The sequence below is a fragment of the Rhodothermus profundi genome (genome assembly GCF_900142415.1).
In the GTDB taxonomy this organism is placed as follows: Bacteria; Bacteroidota; Rhodothermia; order Rhodothermales; family Rhodothermaceae; genus Rhodothermus; species Rhodothermus profundi.
On sequence record NZ_FRAU01000001.1, the window covers coordinates 489,246 to 512,280 of the forward strand.

A 23,035-nucleotide genomic window follows, 5' to 3' on the forward strand; every position below is an offset into this window, starting at 1 on the left:
ACTAATTTTAATCGCACCTATTTGGTATTGAAATTCAACATGAACCAGGTCGGATGTAACAGCAATGTTGATTTTAATCGCACCTATTTGGTATTGAAACGAAAGGTGCGCTCGCCGAGCAGGCCCTCGAACGCGCGTTTTAATCGCACCTATTTGGTACGAGACGTCGCCGGAAGAGCAGGAGCGGCTCTATCGGCTCGGGGTTTTAATCGCACCTATTTGGTACGAGACCCTTTCACGTGGAGGACGCTCCTGATGAGTTCGCCGAGGTTTTAATCGCACCTATTTGGTACGAGACCCCTAACCGAAATCCCAAAGACCTTCACGCGATCAAGGTTTTAATCGCACCTATTTGGTACGAGACAAAGTGCATCTTACCTTCTCTCTTCGCCTCGCTATCTCCCCCCTCACGCTTGCCTTTCTGCAGAAAGAGGTTGTAGTATGCGTGGATTAAGTCCACAGTCCACTATATGTCAATGCCACCTGCTATAACACGGACGCGACGGGCCCGCCAGATCGCCGAAGTGCTCCTCCGACACGGCCTGGGATACCTGGTAAGCGTCTCTGGCCTGGACCGGTTCGTTCCCCTGCACCGGGGACTGCTGGGGCATCCACGCCGCGCTGAACCCTACGCTGCCCCCGAACATCTGCGCATGGCTCTCGATGAACTGGGAGCTGCCTGGATCAAACTCGGCCAGTTTCTGGCCACCCGCGCCGATTTGCTTCCCCCTTCCTATCAACGGGAACTGGCCAAACTGCAGGACGCTGCCGCACCCGTCCCCGGCGAAGTCGCGCAAGCCATCATCGAAACTGAACTGGGACGCTCCCTCACGGATCTGTTCGCCCACTTCGACCCCCAACCCTTAGCAGCCGCCTCTATCGGTCAAGCTCACGCAGCTACCCTAACCGACGGCACCGAAGTGGTCGTCAAAGTGCGCCGCCCAGGCGTGGTCGAACAGGTCGAACAGGATCTGGAACTGCTCCTCAACCTGGCCCACACAGCCAACCGCCACTGGGAACTGGCCGAAACCTACGACATCGTCGGAATCGTTCAGGAATTCGCGCTAACGCTCCGAGCCGAACTGGATTACCTGCGCGAAGGCCGCAATGCCGAACGTTTCGCCCAACACTTCGCCCACAACCCGACTGTTCATATCCCCCGCGTGTTCTGGGATTATACCACCTCTCGCGTACTTACTCTAGAACGCATCCGAGGCATCAAAATCGATCACCTGGAGGCGCTCGACGCCGCTGGCTTCAACCGCACGGAACTGGCGGAACGAGTCGCCCGCATCCTCCTGCAAATGGTCTTCGAAGACGGATTCTTTCACGCCGATCCCCATCCAGGCAACTTTTTCGTCGAAGCCGACGGTACCATCGGCCTGATCGACTTTGGCATGGTCGGCACAGTAGATGCTCCCACTCAGGATCGACTGGCGTTGCTGCTGCTGGCCATCGCTCAGCAAGACCCGGACCGCCTGGTCGATGCCTTCCTGGAACTGGGCGTCGCCCGAGGCCACGTCGACCGCCTCACCCTCCGCGAAGACCTGCGCCACTTTCTCCTGGCTTACTACGATCGCCCCCTTCGCGAACTACGCCTTGAACCGCTCCTGAAAGAAGCGCTTACGATCGTTCGACGCCACCACCTGCACCTGCCTACTAACCTCGTACTTTTGCTGAAAACCGTTACGATGGCGGAAGGACTGGCCGCCCAACTGGCCCCCGATTTTCAGGTGGCCGAACTGCTCCCCGACTACATCCATCGCCTCTTGCTACACCGTTATCGCCCCCGCACATGGCTTCGGCGGCTGGGCTGGACCAGTCTGGAAGCGGCAGAATTCGGTCTGGAGTTGCCGCGTCAGCTCCGTCGATTGTTGCGCGCCCTGGAACAGGGCACGCTCCAGCTCGGCATGCGCCCCGAAGGCTTCGAACCGCTCATTGCCCGCCTGGAGCGACTGACCAACCGATTAGTGCTGGGTATCATCACGGCGGCCTTCATTGTAGGCCTGGCCGTGCTCATGACCACGTTCCGCCTGCCCGGCGTTGAACATCTAATAGGCCCTGCTTTCGGCCTGGGCTTCCTGCTGACTGCCCTGCTAGCAGCCTATCTCATCTGGGTCATTCTGCGCTCCGGCCGGATTTAACCTAAAACACTGCGCTCAGCTCTACGCGAAGCGTATGGCGGAAGGGAGCAGCCGCCCGCAGCCGCCCGTGATACCCGAACGTTAACTCTAGATTGTCGGAAAGCGTACGCTCCAGTTCAACGCCCCAGGTCACATTCCAACCTGCCGTAAGCCCCTCTGCAAGGAGATAGCCTGCCAGTCCACCTCCTGTCCCCTGCTGCCAGACATAGGCCGGGTCCAGACGCAACCGTATTCGTCCTATGCCAGGACGTGCCTGTTCGGCTTCAAGGGGCATGCGGATCGTCCACAGACGCAGCGCCTGGGGCTGGGTCTGTCCGCGCCCTATGACCAGCGCTCCACTCGCCCGACCCCGGAGCAACCTGCGGGTCAGTGCTACCCGCAGCCGGGACCGGTGCAACCGGTAGGTACGTCCACGCAACCCTTCGCTGAACTGACGATCACGCTGCACCTCGGCTTCGAGGCCTACCTCCCATTGCCGGGTTACCCGGAAGCGCACCTGCAGGCGCCCCTGCACCATGCGCCGTTCCTCGCGCCCTGTAGCCCGGTGAGCCAACGCGCGCACAGCCACCATCGATAGCGTGATGCTACGCGCTGAATGCCCTCTCCACAGATAAACGTCCTGTATCAACCGCAACCGACCGTCCAATGTCGCATCGGGGCGCAGCAAATGCGCCGGATCAAGCAACAGGAGCCGGCGCAGTGCAGGATCCCGGGTACGATCCCGCAACTCGACGGTCGTGCGCAACGTGAGTGGTCGAAGCACCTCCCAGCGGCGACCGGGCAAAAGCTCCCATTGCATCTGCACCTCAATAGCGGTGGCCGACGTGAGCGAGTCCGAAGGCACCAGAACCCGCTCGTAAATCCCTTCGTCTGGTAACGTTTCCGGGACAAACTCATCTACCTGGGGCACGCCATCGCCATTGAAATCTTCCCAGACATATTGCCCGAATTCCGGACCGGTGCGCACGTACACTTCCTGAAGCACCGGGGCCCGCTCACTCTGCACCCGGTAGCGCCAGTTCAACCGAAGCAACTGCCGACGGCTACGAAAGAATCCATTCCATTGGACTGCCAGCGTCTGATCCTGCGGAAACTGCTCCGCAAAGCGCGGAGGCGTGCGACGGCGACGATAGCCCAGCGCAGCCGTCGTTCTGAAGCGTGGGCCCGGAGCGTACTGAAGCCGCCCCTGGAGCGTCCAGATGCGTCCGGAAAGCAAACGTTGTCCCCGCCACACCTCCTCCTCTCGTCGCCATCCTATCGACAGGTCAGCATGCCATGATGAATGCTGCCATAAAAGTCCCGGTCGCACCTCCAGGTAAGCCAGCGACCCTGCCCGAAGGCTGTCGGAAGTCAGCGCACGCTGCCGACGATCTTCATGCCATCCTTCAAGGTACGACGTCAGCCCAGCCCCCAACGGTACCGCTAGCCGTCCCTCCTGACGCAGCCAATGGCCTTGCTCACGGGCCGCTTCATGGCGGCTCCGAATTTTTTCCAGATGGTAGCGAAAATGGGTCCGGGCCTCACGGCCCAGCATCATCCGAAACGCCTGCCGCACACCGCGAAACTGCCCGGGCCGATGCATTTGCCCCAACTCCAGGCTGGCCCAAATAATCTGCCCTGCCTGCCAGTCCAGACGTGCTTCATCGGTGATCTCTGCTACGGACTGCACAAAGACGCCTTTACTTTCCGCCAGATCGCGCACGCCCAAATTCCAGCGACGTGCAAACTCGACCGGCTGCAGACGACTGAACGCCGCAAAGTTGGCGCCCAGATGCTGGCGCTGCAGCGTAGCGGCCAACCACCCGACTGGCAGGGCTACCGAGTCAATCTGCAGAAAAAGCCGGTAGGCGCCTGCGCGATCATCGGATGCATCCAGCGACGAAAGCCGGTTGGCGTCGTAGCGAGAGCGAGCCCATTCGCCTCCCAGTGTCCAGCCCGGACGCGGCTGCAAGCGGGCTCGAAGCCCCACCAGCTCATGAAGGACAGGAGCTGGTAGCAACCGCACCGGTTCGTAGTCCCCCTGTCCGGGCCCTCGATAGACGTACACAATACCGTTGACGTTTTGCCCGGCCCGTACGTAGCGCCCCCGCCCGGGCCCTACCCGGCTGAACGTGACGCGGTAGACCGGCGTGCCGGGTGGTGGCGTGCTCGACAGCGCCACATAAACCGTATCGGTCGAACCATCAGGCAAGGTTCGAACTTCCCGCGTGTAGAGGACATACGGAGCCTCTGGATCAAACGGTACCCTTTCGGCCCCAGAGCGAACGGCCAGTCCGTCGCCTGCCTGTCGAAGCGCGAGCGAATCAGCACGGGTCAGCCCGAAGATCTCCCCAAAACGCCGCCCGTCGGCCTCGCGTAAGGCAGCCACCTCCAGGAACGCCACGGTGCGGCGCCGTCCCAGTTCCAGTTGCGCCTGCGAAGCCAGCAGCGAACGAGTACCGGCACCGGTTGTGTACTCAAACTCCACACTGATGCGGCGTTCGGCTGTGATCAGATGCCGGGCCGTGAAGGTCAACTCGCCGGTCGCATAGTCCATCACATAGTCGGTACCCCGGTCCAGTAACCGGCCATCCAGGTAAACCCGTTCACTGCCCGGAAGCACCAGTACGAACGGTTCACCAGCAGCGCCGGTGAGCCGATAAGGCCCCTGCATTCCTTCAACAGGCACAATGACCTGACGCCGATAAGTGCCCTTCGACACGGCTCCCGAAGCATGGATGCGCAACCGACGAACCAGCCCGGTCCCTGGCCACTGCACCGTGAGCAAAGCCCCCTGGAGCTTGCGCTGCACTTCGTACAGCGCGCCTGGCGCCAGCTTCAGGTCGTAGTCCCCCAGTTGAACCTGACCGTTTCGGGTTTGCAACCGCACAAAGACACGATCAAACTCCCGAAGGCGTTGCGTCGTCCCTTCTGGGCTAAGGGGCACGTTGGCATCGCTCAACAACGCCTCCAGGGTGACCCCATCTGCCACTTCCCCGCTGAGTTCGAGTTGCAACGCGGAGGCGACCGAAAGGTCCTGACGGTTACCGGTCACAATACCCCGCGTGATGCGGCCGCGCGGCCGTAAGCTTGCCACAGAGGGTGTAGCAGGTGCCGGCGGAACCGTCCGGGCAGGCGCGTCGGACCTGTCCGGGGGAGGAGGCAATCGGCGCGCCTGGTAATGCTGGTAGACAGGAGATACAGCCAGCGGCAGGGTGCGGTAGGCCACGACCAGCCGCTTGCCCTGCACGCTATCAGCCAGCACCAGTACGCCCTGCACGGCATCCAAGCGGTAAGCAGTTGTGTCCAGCGATCGATTGTCGAGCCAGACCTGAACGGTGCGTCTCAACATGAAAGGCCGCAGCACAAAGACGCGCGTCGTCCCCACCTGCAGCGTATCCTGCCAGGCAATCGTCCCGGGAAAAGTTTGCCCGTAGGCCGACGCAATCGTTCCCAGCAGCAGCACCCCGCCAACCAGCCCTGCCTGTAGCCGCACGATGCCTCAGCGGTTCGTTTTGGAATACCTCTATCCTTCTCGTAACACAACATTCATGCGCGCGGCGTTTGGCTCAGGATGGCTCCTTACGCGGAATATCGTAATTTGCGGAAAGTCGCTTCAAGAAGCCTTTCATCTGGCCTGGTCGGCATACATGTTGTCGGCTGGCAGCTCACGGGACGTCTACTGGATCAACCCTTAAGCATCACGCGCCAGTGATGAAGATCGATGTGGGAGAACAGGCCCTGAAGGAGGCCGAACAGTACATTCAGGAAAACCTTCGCTTTCTGCAAGCACACATTCGCAGCTTGAAGGATCGCATGCGGGCGCTGCGCAAGGCTAACATGCTTTCTCCCCGCCGTAAATATAAGATCATAGCCGAGATCCTGAGCACCACTGCCTACTTGCGTCCGGGCGCCGACAATTGAATGCGGTAAAGACGCCGCTGCGAGAGCAGCCATCCACGCTGGCCCTGCCATACCAGCCCCACCACGTCAAACGGCAGGTGCCCTACAGCTTCCAGGTGTCCACCGGGCAGGTAACGATACAGGCTACGATCGATCACCAGCCAGAGCGTATCGCCCTGCGCGGCCAGCGCCCGAGGGGCACGGGGCAACACCGGGGTCCATTGTTTTTCAAAGGTGCCCAGCCGATCGTAGGCAAGTACCACGCGTTGCGCCCTGTCGGCAATCAACAGCCGGTCGCTCGGTCCGCTGGTGAGAGCTACGGGCTGTTGCAACGGATCCCCGGCAGCAGCGCCCCCTGTCACCAGCCAGCGTTTGTCTGGTCCTCGCCGCCAGAGCTGGCCGCTGGCTGCGTCCAGCACAAAAAGCCAGCGGCCGCGCTGCTGCACGGCGATGGGCCGCATGCGCTCAGGCAGCGGAATTATTTCCAGCGGCATGCCCTGCCAGGTGAGTCGCTGCAGCCGCCGGCCCCCCTCTTCCGCCACCCAGAGCGATAGCCCGGCCTGCGCATCAATAGCTACCGGCATATCGAAGCGGCCTGGCTCGCTGCCCGGTCCGCCCAGTTCGTCTTCCACGTGCCCCTCAGGGGTAAGCCGAACCACCACGTGCCGGGCTGCATCGGCCACATAAAGTCGCCCGCCAGGATCAACTGCCAGAGCCCGCGCCTCGACAAACACCGCCCGAGGCTCCAGAAAGATTGTATCGGGTGCCTGTGCGGCGGCAAGCGATGCCCCGAGGAGCCAGCCAATCCACCAGCTATACCTGCCCCGCCGCAGCCAGCCGTGCCAGCCCTTTCTGCCCGATGTCACGGCGGTAATATTTCCCCTCAAAGTGAATGTGCGCAACCGCCTCGTAGGCGCGCCGGATCGCTTCGGTCAGTGTTTCGGCCATAGCCGTCACCCCCAGCACCCGTCCACCTGCCGTTACCAGTTGCCCTTCCGCTGTCCGCTGCGTACCTGCGTGGAAGACCACAACGTCCGGCAGCGCTGCAGCCGTCTCCACGCCTTCAATGGGCAGGCCCTTACGGTAGCGTCCGGGATAGCCCTCCGAAGCCAGCACCACGCAGGCAGCCGCGCGACGCGCAGGCGGCATCCTCAGGTCAGCGACCCGTCCTGAAGCTACCCCATCAAACACTTCTACCCAGTCCACTTCCGCCACAGGAAGCACCACCTGCGCTTCAGGATCCCCCAGGCGACAGTTAAACTCGACCACTCTGGGGCCATCCTCCGTGATCATCAGCCCGCAATAGAGCACTCCCTGGTAGGGATGTCCTTCGTCAGCCATTCCAGCCAGCACTGGTTCGACGATTTCACGGGCTACCCGCTCCAGCACAGCTTCACTCACTACCGGAGCCGGCACGTAGGCCCCCATTCCACCGGTATTCGGGCCGGTATCCCCCTCGCCAATGCGCTTGTGGTCCTGTGCCGGGGCCAGCAGCACATAGTCGCGGCCGTCGGTCAGGGCAAAGACACTGGCTTCCTCTCCCTCCATAAAGGCTTCAATTACCACTTCATTTCCGGCTGCGCCCAGTCCGCCTTCTTCCATCATCCAGCGCAGCGCTCGACGGGCCTCTGCTCGCGTCTCACACACGACGGCCCCTTTGCCCGCCGCCAGTCCACTGGCCTTCACGACGAGCGGTTCTGGATGCTGATCGATATAAGCCAGCGCTTCGTCGAAGTGCTCCGACGAAAACGTTCGGTGAGGCGCGGTCGGGATGCCATGTCGTTGCATAAAAGCCTTGGCGAACGCCTTGCTACCTTCCAGCCGGGCGGCTGCCGCCGAGGGCCCTACTACGCGCGCCCCCTCAGCTCGCAGGGCGTCGGCCACCCCTTCAACAAGCGGCTGTTCTGGTCCTACCACAACCAGCTCGATGCCCTGGTCCCGCACCAGTTTACGCAGGTTGGCCGCATCCGTAGCGGCAATCGGCACGTTGGTCCCCAGCGCAGCCGTTCCCGGGTTACCTGGCGCAATGAACAGTTCCGGGCGCTGCGGGCTCTGGGCCAGCGCCCAGGTGATCGCATGCTCTCGTCCACCGCTTCCGAGCACTAAGATCCGCATGGTTTCCTTCCGGCTCTGGTTTAGCGACACGACAGGGCTCGGCGCTAACCCGGCTGCCCGTTGGGGGTTTCCGGAGGCTCATAGAACGGGTTGCGCGCAGGCCGCACCTCACCCCGATAGATAGCACTGTATTCCAGATAGTTCTGCGCGTAACGCGCAATGTTGGCGACCTCCTCGTCGGTGAGCGTGCGCACGATGCGTCCTGGCACGCCCAGCACCAGCGAGCGCGGCGGCACCTTCATGCCAGGCGGCACCAGGGCGCGGGCTCCGATCAGACTGTCGCGCCCGATTACGGCACCATCCAGCACCACCGCCCCGATCCCAATCAGCACATTCTCTTCCACCGTGCAACCGTGCAGCACGGCCCCATGGCCGACGGTTACGCGCGGACCAATCACCGTAGGCGCCGTTCCTCGTGTGACGTGAAGAATCGCGCCATCCTGGATGTTTGAAGCCTCGCCGATTCGAATCCAGTTCACGTCGGCCCGCACTACCGCTCCGTACCAGATGCTGGCATACGGTTCCAGGGTTACATCGCCGATAACGACGGCGTTTGGCGCAATGAAGTTGGTCGCATCAAAGCGCGGATAAGCACCCAGAAAATCACGAATCATGGCGTTCCACGAGTCGCTTGAGTTCGTCCAGGAGCAGCAGCGCCTCAATGGGCGTCATGCGGTTGGGATCGATCCGGCGCAGCCGTTCTTTGAGCGTTTCAGCCACCGGATCCGGCTCGGGCTGCGCAAACAGCGAAAGCTGAAAGGCCGACGGGTCGGCGGGAATGTGTGCGCGCCGGACTGTTCGCACGGCCGGCCCAGGCTCTCCATCGCCGGCCGGAGCATCCACCACCAGGTGTTGGGCTTCCAGATGACGCAGAATTTCACGCGCGCGGGCAACGACCGGCTCCGGCAATCCGGCCATCCGGGCCACCTCAATGCCATAGGAATGGTCGGCTCCTCCGGGTACCAGCTTGTGCAGAAAAATGATTTTTCCTTCGTGCTCTTCTACTTGCACGCGGTAGTTCTTCACGCGCGGGAAGCGCTCGGCCAGCTCGTTCAGTTCGTGGTAATGCGTGGCAAACAACGTGCGCGCCGCGACCGACGGGGTTTCGTGCAGGTATTCCACAAGGGCCCAGGCAATCGACAATCCGTCAAACGTCGACGTGCCCCGTCCTACTTCGTCGAGTAAGATCAACGAGCGCGGGGTAGCGTTGTTGAGGATATTGGCCGTTTCGTTCATCTCAACGAGAAACGTACTCTCCCCGGCTGCCAGATTGTCGGAAGCGCCCACGCGCGTGAAGATGCGGTCCACAATCCCGATACGGGCGCGGCGAGCCGGCACAAACGAACCGATCTGAGCCAGCAGCACAATCAGCCCGGTCTGGCGCAGCACCACGCTTTTGCCGGCCATGTTCGGTCCCGTAATGATCAGAATCTGCTGCGAGTGCGTGTCGAGATAAATGTCGTTCGGGATAAAGGGCTCGCCGGGCGGCAGCGTGCGCTCGACCACCGGATGCCGGCCTTCTTCAATGAGCAGTTCGGTGCCTTCGTGCAGCTCCGGGCGCGTGTAGTCGTAGCGATCGGCCACTTCAGCCAGACTGCAAAATACGTCAAGCATGGCCAGCAACGAGGCGTTGAGCTGCAACTCAGCCGTGGCTTCGGCCACTTCCAGCCGCAACCGGTTAAAGAGCTCTGCCTCCAGGCTGGTAATTTTCTCTTCAGCCGAGAGAATCTTCTCCTCGTACTCCTTCAGTTCGGGCGTGATGTAGCGCTCAGCATTAACCAGCGTTTGCTTGCGAATGTAGTGGGACGGGACTTTATCGCGGTGCGTGTTGGTCACTTCAATGTAGTACCCGAACACTTTGTTAAAGCCCACCTTGAGCGAAGGAATTCCGGTGCGCTCAATTTCTTTTTGTTGTAGCCGGGCGATAAAGTCCTTGCCCGAACGAGCGATTTCGCGCAGCTCATCCAGTTCCGGGTTGAAGCCGTCCCGGATTACGCCTCCATCACTCAGCGAAGCCGGCGGATCATCAACAAGCGCCTGCCGAATGCGCTCGACAACCTGCGTGCAGAGCGTCAGTTGCTCAGCCAGCCGGCGCAGCGTGTGGCAGGAGACCTCACGCAGCGCTTGCTTAATGGGCGGGATCTGTTCGAGCGTTAGCCGCAGGTGCATCAGGTCGCGTGGCGTGGCGCGTCCCGTGCAGACGCGGGCTGCCAATCGCTCCAGATCGCCCACCTGACGGAGCTCTTCGCGCAACTGCTCCCGCAGCCGCCGGTCGTGCACCAACGCCTCGACGGCCTCCAGACGCTTTTCGATCTGACGCACGTTTTTGAGCGGGCGCAATAGCCAGCGCCGCAGCAGCCGCCCCCCCATCGGCGTGAGCGTCTCGTCCAGAATCTGAACGAGCGAGCCCTCCTGCGTGCCGTCCTGCAGCGAGGCGACCAGTTCCAGATTACGCTTCGTCTGCGGGTCAAGCACCATGTACTCATCGGTTGCGTAGCGCGTTAGCCGACGTACATGGGGCAAGCGCCCTTTCTGCGTTTCTCCCAGATAGTGCAGAGCCGCACCGGCTGCTCGAAGCCCCAGGCGCAACTCCTCGACCCCGAACCCTTTGAGCGAGTGCGTTTTAAAATGCCGGAGCAGCACTTCATAGGCGTAGTCGAAGCTAAAGACCCAGTCTTCCTGGGGCGTTACCACGAAAGAAAGACCTCGAATGTCCTGCAGTCGCTCCCGCTGCCGTTTGTCGACCAGCACCTCAGCAGGTTGAATCGTTTGCAGCAACTCTTCCAGGCGGTGAGCCGGCGCTTCGGTCACCGAAAATTCGCCCGTCGAAGCGTCCAGAAAAGCAAACCCGATGCGATCTCGTTCGCTGCGCTCCGTTCCCCAGACAACTGCGGCCAGATAATTGGGCCGTTTGGGTTCTAGCAGGTGCTCGTGAAACGAAACGCCCGGCGTAACGACCTCGACCACATCACGCTTGACTACCTTACGGGCATACTTAGGATCTTCGAGCTGCTCACAGATGGCCACCCGGTAGCCTGCGCGCACCAGCCTGGGCAAGTAGTTGTCGAGGGCGTGATGCGGGAAGCCGGCCAGCGGCACCTCGGCCGCCTGGCCGTTGGCCCGTTTGGTCAGCATAATGCCCAGCACCCGGCTCACAATATGCGCATCCTCGTCAAACGTCTCGTAGAAGTCCCCCATCCGAAACAACAAAATGGCGTTCGGATAGCGGGCCTTGATCTTATAGTACTGCCGCATCAGCGGCGTCTGTCCGGTCGGCCTGGTCTCCCCCATAGGCGTGACTGCATGCTTTTAGACCGGGAGTAAAGTAGGGCGAGATCGGGACATTACGCAACGCATCAAACCGAAAGCAGGCAGGGAACCTGCGGTCCACTCACCGGTTTTTGCGCCTAAGAAAAAATCAAATAATCTTCTTATACGTTTTTCATATTTTATTTTTTGCCTTTACACAGGGCACTTTTCAGGAGCGTGTTACGTAATATTCGGAAGCGGTTCCAATTTGTTCGAAATGCAGTCGCAAGGAGCTATGAAACACGAAGAAGCCCTGCTGCAGGAGTTTCAGGCACGCATTGAGGCCGGGGAAAAAATTGAGCCGCGCGATTGGATGCCTGAGCGGTACCGGCGGCAGCTCATCCGCATGATGTCGCAACACGCCCACTCCGAGGTAGTTGGCATGTTGCCTGAAGGCAACTGGATTACCCGGGCCCCCACGCTGCGACGTAAACTGGCCCTGCTGGCCAAAGTGCAGGATGAGGCAGGACATGGCCTTTATCTCTACAGCGCTACCGAAACGCTGGGCGTCGATCGGTATCAGCTCATCCAAGACCTGCTCGAAGGACGCGCTAAATACTCCAACATTTTCAATTATCCCACCCTGACCTGGGCCGACGTAGGCGTCATTGGATGGTTCGTGGATGGGGCCGCCATTGTCAACCAGACCATGCTGGCCAAAACGTCCTATGGCCCCTACTCTCGGGCAATGATCCGGATCTGCAAAGAGGAAGCGTTCCACAAGCGGCAGGGCTACGAAATCTGCGTCACGCTGGCTCGCGGGACGCCTGAGCAGCGTCAGATGTTGCAGGACGCAATCAACCGCTGGTGGTGGCCCACGCTTATGATGTTTGGCCCACCCGACGACCAGTCGCCCAACAGTGCGGAACTGCTGCGCTGGAAAGTCAAACGCAAAACAAACGACGAGCTGCGCCAGCACTTCGTGAACATCACCGTGCCGCAGGTGCTGGCTCTGGGCATGACGGTTCCCGATCCAGAACTGCGTTACGACGAGAAAACCGGTAACTGGATCTTTGGACCAATCGACTGGGACGAGTTCTGGCGCGTCATTCGTGGACACGGCCCCTGTAACCGAGAGCGCCTGCAGGCGCGCCGAAAAGCCCACGAAGAGGGCGCCTGGGTACGCGAGGCCGTGCAGGCCTACGCGCGCAAACGCCAACAGCAAGCTTCCCCAACCTCTGCAGAAGTAAGCCATGGCTGAACTGGAAAACGGCATGCGGCTGTGGGAAGTGTTTGTGCAGCCGCGCACTGGCAAACCCCACGAACATGTCGGCAGCGTGCGGGCTCCGCATGCCGAAATGGCCCTGCAACACGCCCGTGACGTCTATGCCCGTCGCGGGCCGGTCGTCAGCATCTGGGTCGTGCCCACCGAAGCCATCTATGCGACCAAGCCAGGAGACGAGGGGCCCTTTTTTGATCCGGCCGACAACAAGCCTTACCGCCATCCGCTCTTCTACAAAGTACCGCATGGTGTCAAAAATATTTGAGCCCTACAGCAAACATGACCCTCGAAACACTCGACGCCTCCCTCCGCCCGGTGTTGTTTGAGTACTTACTGCGCCTGGGCGACGATGCGCTCATTCTAGGCCATCGCCTGTCAGAATGGTGCGGTCACGGGCCGTACCTGGAAGAGGATATTGCGCTGGCCAACCTGGCTCTCGACTGCCTGGGCCATGCCGAAGCGCTGCTGACGTTGGCCGCTGACGTTGAAGGCAAAGGCCGCACTGCCGACGACCTGGCGTTTCTGCGAGATGCCTATGAATTCCGAAATGTGCAGATGGTCGAGCTGCCGCGCGGCGACTTTGCCTTCACCATCGTGCGGCAGTTTCTGTTTGCTACCTACGCCTGTCTGCTGTACGAAGCCCTGCAACAGAGCAGCTTTGAACCGCTCGCCGGCATTGCGGCCAAAGCCTACAAGGAGATGCGCTATCACCTGCGGCACAGCAGCGAATGGGTACGCTGCCTGGGCGACGGCACCGAAGAAAGCCATCGCAGAGCGCAGGCCGCCCTGGATGATCTGTGGATGTACACTGGGGAACTATTTGAAGTAGACGACACGCACCGGGCCCTGCTAGACGCTCGAATTGCGCCAGACCTGAACGCGCTCTATCCCAAATGGAAAGAGCAGGTCGAGTCCGTCATTCAGGAGGCTACGCTGACCGTTCCGGAAACGCCCCTGTACATGGCCACAGGCGGCCGGCGCGGTCACCACACGGAGCACCTGGGCCACCTGCTGGCTGAAATGCAATTTCTGCAACGCGCTTATCCAGGCGCCCAGTGGTAGGCAGGCAATCCCTGATAGGCCGGGCTGTTTGACCTTCTGTCCGTAGAGGCCACCATGACTCCCGCAGAAATTCTCGAGGCGCTGACCGAAGTCCGAGATCCGGAAATTCCGGTTCTGAATATTGTGGAGATGGGCATCGTGCGCGACGTGCGGCTGGAAGACGAGGCCGTGCATGTTGACATTACGCCTACCTACACCGGCTGTCCCGCTATGCGCACCATCGAAGAGGCAATTGTGCGCACGCTTCAGGCCCGAGGCTTCCAGCAGGTCGTGGTGCACAAGGTCTTTCGGGAACCCTGGACGACCGACTGGATGACCGAAGAAGCCCGCGAAAAGCTTCGGGCCTACGGCATCGCTCCGCCACCACCGCGTGCCGAGGAAGCGCCCGATCTGATTCCTCTGCCGTTTTTTGTCGCGCAGCAGGGCCCCACTGTTCCCTGTCCGTTCTGCGGCTCCGAGCAAACGCGCCAGACCAGTGCTTTTGGCTCGACCGCCTGCAAGGCCCTCTTTTTCTGCGAGGCCTGCCGCCAGCCTTTTGAATACTTCAAGCCCCTCTGACGCGGGCGGCTCCAACGTCCCCTCTTCGCGCTCCCGCACCCGGGCAACGTCGCAGCGCCTGGGAAAAGCACGCCTTTTCGGATGCAGCACCTACCAGGATCCGCATAGCTGCACGCCAACCCAGCCCCCTACTTGATCCGGTACCCTCCTTCTTCGTTAGCAAAAATCCAGGCCACGACCTCCCCGATTTCAATCGTGTCGTGCAGATACGTGGTGCGGGTAATGGAAGCAGACCCCTGCGTATGCAGGAAAGGCCGAGAGGCTAACATGCGTCGGAAGCGTTCCTGCCACCGCTCCATATTGACCGGCCGCAGGTCCACCCATCCCTTGCGGGCCCACTGGTCAATGGCTTCTGGCGTCACCGCTACTTCTTCGTAAATACTTTCTGGAATGTTGAGAAATGGTCCCCGGATGAGTTGCTGCCCATCCGGTGCCAGAATAGGCACGCCAATCGAGACGATCTGATTGCGCAGCGCCGCATCCTTTTCCAGATAACGGAACAGGGTCTCGGCTACCTCAGCGGCCGGCGCGTCACACACGGCCTGCAGCGTGCCATAGTTGAGTTTGAGCAGGTGCGCTTCATACAAAAGCTTTGAAAGCTCAGGCGGTCCCAGTTGCCCCAGCGCCACGCTATGCCCCTGCGATTCTTTCTCAAGCTGGCGGAGCCGGCGCAGCGCTGTATGACGCAGCACTCCTGCCCGGTAGCTCGGCGTCATCACGTTACTGTCCAGCCCGGCGATGATGTCGTGCCCGGTATTGCTCCCCTTAATCTCCAGCACTACCTGCTCGGCAATTTCTTCGGGCGTCAGGAATTCCATCTGGTCGATGTGCGTGATCGTCTCAAACTCCCCGCGGGCAAAAAAGCCATTTTCGCCCGTATCCACGCCGGCCATGACGAGCGTGCCCAGCCGTCGATAGGCCTGCTCCGACTCGCGCAGGCGCAGCCGATCGGTCAGGGGCGTCGTTCGGCTTTCATAGACAAACTGGGGCTGGCCGCGCCGGCGAACCGGCTGAAGGGCCACGCGCCGATAGCCGATCATAGCGGCCGGCTTGACCTCCTTGACCAGCGGTCCACCGGGCGTGCGCGCCATCAAAAACAGCAACCCGGTGTGCGCGAAGGCCATGGCGGTTTTCATCATAAGCGGCACGCTGGGGCGATCTTCGCTGTGCGTGTACGGGATATTGAGCCCCATGCCGCCGGTCCCTGTAGTGCCGATCTTTACATAAACGCGCGTTCCCACCTCGCACATGGCCCGGTGCAGCAACCGGACGTGGCGAATCAGTTGCAGCGTCGCCTGTGAAATAAGAAGCGTTTCAATATCTTGCGTCAGCGCTTCCTGCGCCTCTCTGCGATCTGGAGCGGCCCGAAACTGGTGCAGGGCATCGTGGGTCTTCAAACTGAGCGGCTCTACGTCCTGATAGCTCAGGGCGGTAGCTGTGTTGATACAGTCGACAATAACATCCGGGCGGTGCTCCCGAATCAAGCGCACCAGGACCGAACGTTCATAGGCAGCTTCAATATCGCCAAAAAGGTCCTCATACAGCGCTTCCCGATAGGCTGGATTGGCCAGTAACTGTTCCCGCGGTAGCTCTCGGAAAGCTTCACGGACAAACACATTGCCCCACGTTCCCACAAACGTTACCTCCGGGAATTCTTGCTGCAACTCCTGCAGCAGCGCGTCAACCTCTTCGCGAAGCAGACTGGAAACTACAATCTTTCTGGGACGCAACTGCCGGCTCACTTCGCGCACAATCTGAGAGCCGACCAGTCCGGCGCCCCCTAACACCAGAAAGCATTCGTCACGCATGATGTACGCTGGTTGCTTGGCAATTCTGAATTTCAGAAAGCGACCAGTTCGCGCATGGTCTCCGCGATCTGATCTACGCGGGGCACGGTTGCATTCAACAATTGCAAGTTATATGGAATCGGGATGTCCGGGACGGCCAGCCGCTCGACGGGTGCGTCCAGGAAGATAAATGCATCCCGCGCCAGCACCGCAGCGATTTCTGCGCCAAACCCAGCCGTCAGGGTATCCTCGTGCACGATCAGGCAACGGTTTGTTTTCTGAACCGAGGCCAGCACGGTCTCCCGATCCCAGGGACGCAGCGTGCGCAGGTCAATGATTTCCGCATCGACACCGCTCTGCTGACAGGCTTCTTCGCAGCGATGCACCATCGCGCCCCAGGTTACCACGGTCAGCGCTGTGCCAGACCGCACGATGCGGGCCTTTCCAAATGGCAACACGTACGCATCACCCGGATAGGGACGGCGCGCACTGGGATGGTCCAGCAACAGGCGATGCTCGAAAAAGATGGTGGGGTTGGGCGAACGCATGGCGGCCCGGAGCAGTCCGACGGCATCCTCCGCATTCGATGGGTAGGCGACCTGCCATCCGATAGCATGCACCCATCGGACCTCGTCCGACACGCTGTGCCAGGGATCCCCGACCTTAGCAAACCCGCCCGGCATGCGCACCACGATCGGAGCGGCGAAACGATTGGCCGTGCGCCAGCGGATCGTACCGCAGTTGTTAAGTTGCTCGGTCGCCGGATCCGCGTATTTCCGAAACTGAATCTCGGCCACCGGCATCAGACCAGCCAGTGCCATGCCAACCGCCCGCCCGATAATTCCTTCCTCTGAAAGACTGGTATCAAAGACCCGGGCTTCGCCGAACTCTTCCTGAAGGCCCAGCGTCGCGGTATGCACGCCGCCCTTTTTGCCCACGTCTTCCCCGAAGATGAGCAGACGGGGGTTCACCCGGAGCTCATGGGCCAGCGTGCGCCGGATGGCCTCAATCATGTTAATGCGGGGCGAGGTAGGCTGGGGCCGGTCTGTGCCCGTCGGAAGCTCCACCCCTTCGGCTGCCAGCCCGCCGGCCTGCTGCACCTCCAGGGACCCGTCCGGACGGGTCTCGGCAAAGACGTACCGGGTTACCCGTGCAGGATCAGGATCTGGACGCCGGAGCGCTGCCTCCAGCGCCGCCTCCACGTCCTGCTGCACCTGCATTTCCAGCGCCCTCCATTCGTCCTCGCTCAGATGACGAGGTACCAGCAGGGTCTTCAGGCTGCGGAGTGGATCTCGCGCCCGCTCGGCTTCCAACAGCTCCGGAGGCTTGTAGGCCTGGTTATCCTGCCCGGAATGTCCCGACAGCCGAGGGACTGTCAGGCGAAGCAGGGCCGGCCCCTGTCCGGAGCGCACATAGGTAACCGCTTCCAGAAGCAGACGGGCTGCCTCGTCGACCCGGGAGCCGTCACCATCCCAGATGCGCAGGTGTTTAAAGGAAGCCAGATTTGCGGCAATGTTACCACCGGGCGTTTGCAGATGCGCCGGCACCGAAATCCCGAACCCATTGTCCTCAATGTAAAAGAGCAGCGGTAGCCGCAGCGTGGTAGCGATCGTCAGAGCCGACCAGAAACCGTTGGTTGCGACCGCTCCTTCGCCGGCGTGCGCCACCGCGATGGCTCCCTCATAAATGGCCTCTCCCAGCACCTGCCGGCGATACTGGATAGCCTGGGCCCACCCGGCCGCTGGCGTAAACTGCGAGCCAACATCCCCTGCCATTGGGAGCACGGTCGGTCCCTCTTTGCCGGGTAGATTGCACACGACCCCAATGTCTCGACCGTCACTGTAGGCCCCTGCTTTGCCCATGGAAGCAGCAAAGGCATCCGCCACCGAAACGCCCAGCGTGAGCATCAGCGGGCGCGAACGGTAGTAGGTGCTGATCCCGTCGCGCGGATGGTTCAACAACATGCCCAGCAGCACCTGGGTCACGTCGTGGCCGCGCGCCGAGAACTGGTAAAGCACCTTGCGTTGCGGTACCAGCCGGGTTTCCTCAATTTCATCGATGAGCCGAGAGGTCAAAACGAGGGCAACGACCCGGCGCCAGTCGAATGCTTCCGGAAGCAGCGCTTTTGTTTTGGCCTCTGCCGCTTTTCCCGCTCGTTTGCGTGCCATCAGGCTTTTTGCTTCCGCTGTTTACGTTCTAGAAAGGCCGTCATCCGCCGGTACTTCTCCTCATCTTCAAAAAGAATGGCCTGCATCATCGTTTCCAGGGTCAGTCCGACGTCGGTGCTCATCTCAAAGGCGGCGTTCAGGGCCATTTTGGCAAAACGGACAGCCAGCGGGCTGGCGGCTGCAATTTCTCGGGCCAGCGCCCGGGCTTTTTCCAGCACCTGATCATCCGGCACGACCTCGTTTACCAGCCCGATAGCAAGCGCTTCCGAAGCCTCAATGATACGTCCGGTGTAGATCAATTCCCGGGCTTTCCCCAGTCCGACCAGGCGAGGCAACCGATAGGTAGCTCCAGCACCTGGAATAATGCCCAGTCGGACCTCAGGCTGACCAAAGCGGGCGCTTTCGCCGGCAATTCGGAGGTCGCAGGCCATGGCCAGCTCGCATCCGCCTCCCAGCGCCCATCCGCGCACCGCTGCAATGGTCGGAGCGGGAAATTGCTCAATCTCCCGGAACAAACTGTTGTTGATGCGCTGCAGCGCTTCTGCCCGTCCCCGCTCTCGAAGCTCGGCAATATCGGCACCGCTGACAAATGCCTGCCCCCCGGCTCCGGTAAAAATGAGCACCCGCACCGCGTCGCGCCTGGCCAACTGGTCGAGTAACTGCCGCACCTCCTGCACCATCTCCAGATTAAGCGCATTGCGCACTTCCGGCCGGTTAAAAGTGCAGCAGACAATGCCCTGTTCGTCTTCCTCGACCAGCAGCGTTGCAAACTGAAAGGTTTCGGTCATCACTCTTTTCTGGCTGGAAGCGCTTTTATTATACCAAACCCCTCTTCTCCATTCAAGCAACCCTTCGTGAAGAGATCTTGGGAATCCTTTCCGGATGGGCGCTGGCGGCAACGCCCATCCTGCCACGTCTCTTGGCTTGTCTGCTCCTCATGTTACCCGCTGCCCGTGCGCACCGATTCTTCTCAGGCGGGAGTTAGCGGAGCAGTATTCACATGCGGTCCTAATTCCCAGAGATCTACCAGCTCGTTGAGCAGATCTTCTTCGGTGTCCAGAAAGGTTCCGTCGGCATTGGCAATCTGCACCAGATCATGAAAGGCTGTCAGCCGCTGCTCAGGCGTAAGAGCCAGTTTGATCGCCTCGGCAGAAGCGCGGAGTTCGGTCTCGGTCAGGCCTTCGGCGTAGCGGTCGATCGCTTCCTGCAAGACGGCAGCTACCTGCTGCGCGCTCAGCTCAGGACACCAGGCCCGAAGCTTCCGCACAATGATCTGCCGCTCCTGGCGCGTCAGCTCATGATCAACGCCATGCGCCAGCACCAGATACAGAATGGCCAGGTGAATGAGCACTTCGGGAATATCCTCCTGACCGGGATCAAGCATGCGCAGCCGCTCATACGGGGGCTCCAGCCCCCAGCGTCGCGCCACCATCTCCAGAAGCTGGCGCTCGCTTTCCATAACAATACCATCGGCTTCCACAATGCGCAGCAGATCATGCAACACGGCCTGGCGTTGCGCTTGCGAGAGGTGCGGCTCAACCGCTTCCAGCGCGGCCTGCAACAACGCATCCTGGTCCTCTGCAGCCAGCAACACGTCAAAGGCCTCCAGCACCAGTGCCCGCAACTGGGCCGGCGGAATGGTCGAACAACGCGCCTGCAACTGGTCCATCACCGCCTCCAACCGACCATCGCCGACCGGCCATCCTTCTCGCGAAGCCGCAATCAGATACAAGAGGGCCAGTTCCTGCAGCCGGCCGGCCATGCAGTGCGATTCAGACATGCCAGCTCCCTCCTTGCATTTGTAGATCTTCTATCGTCAGCCCGGGTGGGCAGTATATTCAACCTGGCCTGTATCGGCCAGCCGGCTGTGCTTCTTTAACAAATTTCGGAAAGCAAGGTGCTTAGGTGCAAGCCCCGTTTGTTACGCTTTTGCAAGGGATTCATGTGCAGCAGGCACGCGCAGTTGCTTCACGGCCTTAACCATGGGATCGGCCGGATCAGTGCTTCGAATAATCTGAAAACCAAGCTTCCGGCACACATGCTGCATCGCGTGGTTCTGCACCAGAATATCGGCTACAATGCGCTCCAACCCTTCTGCCTCACCAATCTGAATCAGCCGGCGCAACAACTCGCTGCCCAGTCCTTTCCCCTGCACATCATCCCGCACCAGCATGGCAAACTCCCCATCATTTGTGCCATAAATTTTGGTTAGCCGCGCCACAGCCAGAATTTCAGGGCGACCAGTTTCAGGGCTGCGCCGCTCCGCTACCAGCGCCATTTCACGATCATAGTCAATAAAGCAGAGTCGCGCCAGTCGCTCATGGGCCACGCGCTGGCTGAGCTTCAAAAAGCTGGCGTAGCGAAGATAAACGCTACGCTCAGAGAGCTTGTGATGAAATTCTACCAGCAATGGTTCGTCCTCAGGACGGATAGGACGAATGAGCACCGGCGAGCCGTCCTTGAGTCGCCAGGTGCCCATATACTGACGGGGATAAGGCCGAATCGCCGGACGAGGCAGCTCCTCTTCGGCCATGTCCGGCGGATGCAGCACAATCCGAGCATCCAGGGCCACAATCTGATCGGGTGCCGCCAGCAGCGGATTTACATCGATTTCCCGAATCCAGGGTTGCTCCACCACGAGCTGGCTGAAACGCACCAGCAGCTTCTCCAGGCGGTCAAGATCGACGGATGGCCGCCCCCGCACCCCCTGAAGCGCTCGGTATACTCGGGTCTGCTCCATCATACGCCGCGCCAGCGTCGTGTTGAGCGGTGGCAGCCCGAGCGCTCGATCCCGATACACCTCTACAAGCGTCCCTCCAGCCCCAAAAAGCAATACCGGTCCAAACTGGGGATCAATGGTGCTACCTATAATCAGTTCGTAGCCGTCTTGCACGCGCACCATCGGCTGCACCGTAACCCCATCGAACGCATCGGCCTGCCCCCGTTCTACCAGGCGGTGCTGGATGGTCTCGAACGCCTGGCGCACCCTGTCGGGCGTGTCCAGATTAAGCTGCACTCCCCCTACTTCTGTCTTATGAGTGATGGTGTAGGAATGGAGCTTCAGCACGACTGGATAGCCCAGCTCCTCCGCAATGGCTACCGCTTCGTCGGCCGTGCGGGCCAGATGCGTCGGCGTTATGGGCAGGCAGTAGGCGGCCAGCACCTGCTTCGCCTCGTATTCGGTAAGCAGCGTGCGTCCGGCGCGGCGAACCTGCTCAATAATTTGCCGGGCTTGCTCACGATCCGGTCCCCCCTCAATCTCATCGTCCGGTAGCGAAGGAGTTTCATAGAGCGCGCGCAAATTGTAGCTGTAGCGCCACATGTAATTGAACACGCGCACCGCCGTGTCAGGGTACTGAAAGGTAGGGATGCCGACCCGGTTCAGGATCTGCTTGCCAGCGGCCACTTCTACCCCACCCATCCAGCTTGCCAGAATCGGCTTACGGCTCTGCGCAAAACGCCGCAACTGCTCCGCCGTCTGCGTAGGGTCAGTCATGGCCTGAGGCGTCAGAATAACCAGCAGCCCATCGCTGTTTTCATCGGCCAACGTTACTTCCAGCGCCTTCGCATAACGCGTCGGGTCGGCGTCTCCCAGAATGTCCACCGGATTACCGCGGCTCCAGTGGGGCGGTAGGAATGCATCAAGTTGCTGCAGCGTTTGCTCCGACAGCCTGGCCAACTGTCCCCCACCCTGAACCAGAGCATCCGTAGCCAGCACCCCCGCACCGCCGGCATTGGTCAGAATCGTAAGCCGCGGTCCTTCGGGACGCGGTTGCTTGGCCAGCACTTCTGCCATGTAAAACAGATCGGCAATGCGGTCCACGCGCAGTACCCCGGTGCGTCGAAAGGCTGCATTGAGCACCTCATCGCTACCGGCCAGCGCACCGGTATGCGAAAGCGCTGCCCGGGCTGCTTCTTCGGTGCGGCCTGCCTTGATTACAATGATGGGCTTTTGAAGCGCTACTTCGCGCGCTGCCGACAAAAAGGACCGCGCATCGCCAATTGATTCCATGTAGAGAATGATGCTCTTCGTATAGGGATCGCTGCCCAGGTAGTAGATCAGATCGCCCCACCCCACGTCCAGCATCGACCCGATCGAGATGAACGCGCTAAACCCTACGTTCGCCTCCAGACTCCAGTCCAGAATGGAAGTCAGCAGCGCCCCACTCTGACTGATAAACCCCACGCTACCCGGCCGCGCCATCGCGCTGGCAAACGTGGCGTTCAGCCCGGTAACAGGCCGCATCACCCCCAGACAGTTCGGACCAATGATGCGCAGCCCTCCCCGGCGCGCAATCGCCAGAATGCGCTCTTCCAGCCGCTTGCCTTCTGCCCCAATCTCTTTGAAACCAGCTGAAATAATGACCGCTCCTCTAACACCAGCGTCCACGCATTCCTGCACAACCTCCGGCACCGTAGGCGCAGGAGTTGCAATAACCGCTAAATCCACCGGCTCGGGCACCTCTTTTACCGAAGGATAGGCCCGAATGCCCAGTACGTTGGTACGCTTTGGATTGACGGGGTAGACGGTGCCGCCAAACGGATTACTGATCAGATTCCAGAGCAGCGTCCGCCCAACGCTCCCCGGACGCTCGCTGGCACCAATAACTGCCACGCTGCGCGGTTTAAAAATGGCATCCAGGTGCAAACGCCGCGGCTGGAAGAGCTCATGGGACGGGTCAGATTGCGCCGTAACGGGCCGATCCTCCATAACGTTCTAACGCTCTCGTTTAGCAAGTATTTATACCAGCATATGTACCCGTGCTATATCTAAAAGTTGAGCTCCGT

The 23,035-nt window shown here is 60.6% G+C and carries 16 protein-coding genes; 6 read left to right on the forward strand and 10 right to left on the reverse strand.

Annotated elements, in window-relative coordinates:
• Positions 1–476 precede the first annotated feature (476 nt).
• On the forward strand, positions 477–2,144 hold the full coding sequence (locus BUA15_RS02130) for an ABC1 kinase family protein (protein WP_072714303.1): 1,668 nt from the start codon (positions 477–479) through the stop codon (positions 2,142–2,144).
• Position 2,145: 1 nt separating this feature from the next.
• Here BUA15_RS02130 and BUA15_RS02135 read toward each other — a convergent pair whose 3' ends face one another.
• Complete coding sequence (locus BUA15_RS02135; RefSeq protein WP_072714304.1) at positions 2,146–5,619, reverse strand: hypothetical protein; 3,474 nt, start codon at positions 5,617–5,619, stop codon at positions 2,146–2,148.
• Positions 5,620–5,837: 218 nt separating this feature from the next.
• Here BUA15_RS02135 and BUA15_RS02145 point away from each other — a divergent pair, with 218 nt between their 5' ends.
• Positions 5,838–6,047 carry a hypothetical protein gene (locus BUA15_RS02145; RefSeq protein ID WP_072714306.1) on the forward strand — a complete coding sequence of 70 codons (210 nt, stop codon included), beginning with the start codon at positions 5,838–5,840 and terminating at the stop codon, positions 6,045–6,047.
• Here BUA15_RS02145 and BUA15_RS02150 read toward each other — a convergent pair.
• Genes BUA15_RS02150 through mutS form a run of 4 tightly spaced genes read right to left on the reverse strand, consistent with a single transcriptional unit; the run spans position 6,020 to position 11,432 of the window.
• Complete coding sequence (locus BUA15_RS02150; RefSeq protein WP_072714307.1) at positions 6,020–6,892, reverse strand: NHL repeat-containing protein; 873 nt, start codon at positions 6,890–6,892, stop codon at positions 6,020–6,022. The genes BUA15_RS02145 and BUA15_RS02150 overlap by 28 nt on opposite strands.
• Positions 6,840–8,141, reverse strand: a complete 1,302-nt coding sequence (gene purD / locus BUA15_RS02155) for a phosphoribosylamine--glycine ligase (RefSeq protein ID WP_072714308.1) — start codon at positions 8,139–8,141, stop codon at positions 6,840–6,842. Before purD ends, BUA15_RS02150 begins: the two co-directional genes overlap by 53 nt.
• Positions 8,142–8,185: 44 nt before the next feature.
• Positions 8,186–8,755, reverse strand: coding sequence for a gamma carbonic anhydrase family protein (locus BUA15_RS02160; protein ID WP_072714309.1), 570 nt, complete (start codon positions 8,753–8,755; stop codon positions 8,186–8,188).
• On the reverse strand, positions 8,745–11,432 hold the full coding sequence (mutS, locus tag BUA15_RS02165; protein WP_072714310.1) for a DNA mismatch repair protein MutS: 2,688 nt from the start codon (positions 11,430–11,432) through the stop codon (positions 8,745–8,747). The genes BUA15_RS02160 and mutS overlap by 11 nt, the downstream gene beginning before the upstream one ends.
• A 253-nt stretch (positions 11,433–11,685) precedes the next feature.
• Between mutS and paaA the strand changes: the two genes are divergently transcribed.
• The 4 genes from paaA to paaD are packed head-to-tail and all read left to right on the forward strand — an operon-like array spanning position 11,686 to position 14,292.
• Positions 11,686–12,651: a 1,2-phenylacetyl-CoA epoxidase subunit PaaA gene (paaA, locus tag BUA15_RS02170; RefSeq protein ID WP_072714580.1), complete on the forward strand. Its 966-nt coding sequence runs from the start codon at positions 11,686–11,688 to the stop codon at positions 12,649–12,651.
• Positions 12,644–12,937 (forward strand): 1,2-phenylacetyl-CoA epoxidase subunit PaaB, encoded by a 294-nt coding sequence (paaB, locus tag BUA15_RS02175; RefSeq protein WP_072714311.1) that lies wholly within the window; start codon positions 12,644–12,646, stop codon positions 12,935–12,937. Before paaA ends, paaB begins: the two co-directional genes overlap by 8 nt.
• Before the next feature lie 14 nt (positions 12,938–12,951).
• On the forward strand, positions 12,952–13,734 hold the full coding sequence (paaC, locus tag BUA15_RS02180) for a 1,2-phenylacetyl-CoA epoxidase subunit PaaC (RefSeq protein WP_072714312.1): 783 nt from the start codon (positions 12,952–12,954) through the stop codon (positions 13,732–13,734).
• 54 nt (positions 13,735–13,788) lie between these two features.
• Entirely contained in the window at positions 13,789–14,292 is a 504-nt protein-coding gene (paaD, locus tag BUA15_RS02185) for a 1,2-phenylacetyl-CoA epoxidase subunit PaaD (RefSeq protein WP_072714313.1), read from the forward strand.
• Positions 14,293–14,420: 128 nt separating this feature from the next.
• Here paaD and BUA15_RS02190 read toward each other — a convergent pair whose 3' ends face one another.
• From BUA15_RS02190 to BUA15_RS02210, 5 genes are all read right to left on the reverse strand, one after another.
• Complete coding sequence (locus BUA15_RS02190) at positions 14,421–16,100, reverse strand: hypothetical protein (RefSeq protein ID WP_245771885.1); 1,680 nt, start codon at positions 16,098–16,100, stop codon at positions 14,421–14,423.
• Positions 16,101–16,132: 32 nt separating this feature from the next.
• Entirely contained in the window at positions 16,133–18,247 is a 2,115-nt protein-coding gene (locus tag BUA15_RS02195; RefSeq protein ID WP_084660497.1) for an alpha-ketoacid dehydrogenase subunit alpha/beta, read from the reverse strand.
• Entirely contained in the window at positions 18,247–19,035 is a 789-nt protein-coding gene (locus tag BUA15_RS02200; protein ID WP_072714315.1) for an enoyl-CoA hydratase/isomerase family protein, read from the reverse strand. Before BUA15_RS02200 ends, BUA15_RS02195 begins: the two co-directional genes overlap by 1 nt.
• Positions 19,036–19,217: 182 nt before the next feature.
• A complete protein-coding gene (locus BUA15_RS02205) occupies positions 19,218–20,027 on the reverse strand; it encodes a tellurite resistance TerB family protein (protein WP_072714316.1) in 810 nt (269 codons plus the stop codon).
• Positions 20,028–20,168: 141 nt separating this feature from the next.
• Positions 20,169–22,958 carry a bifunctional acetate--CoA ligase family protein/GNAT family N-acetyltransferase gene (locus tag BUA15_RS02210; protein ID WP_072714317.1) on the reverse strand — a complete coding sequence of 930 codons (2,790 nt, stop codon included), beginning with the start codon at positions 22,956–22,958 and terminating at the stop codon, positions 20,169–20,171.
• Between the last annotated feature and the right edge of the window lie 77 nt (positions 22,959–23,035).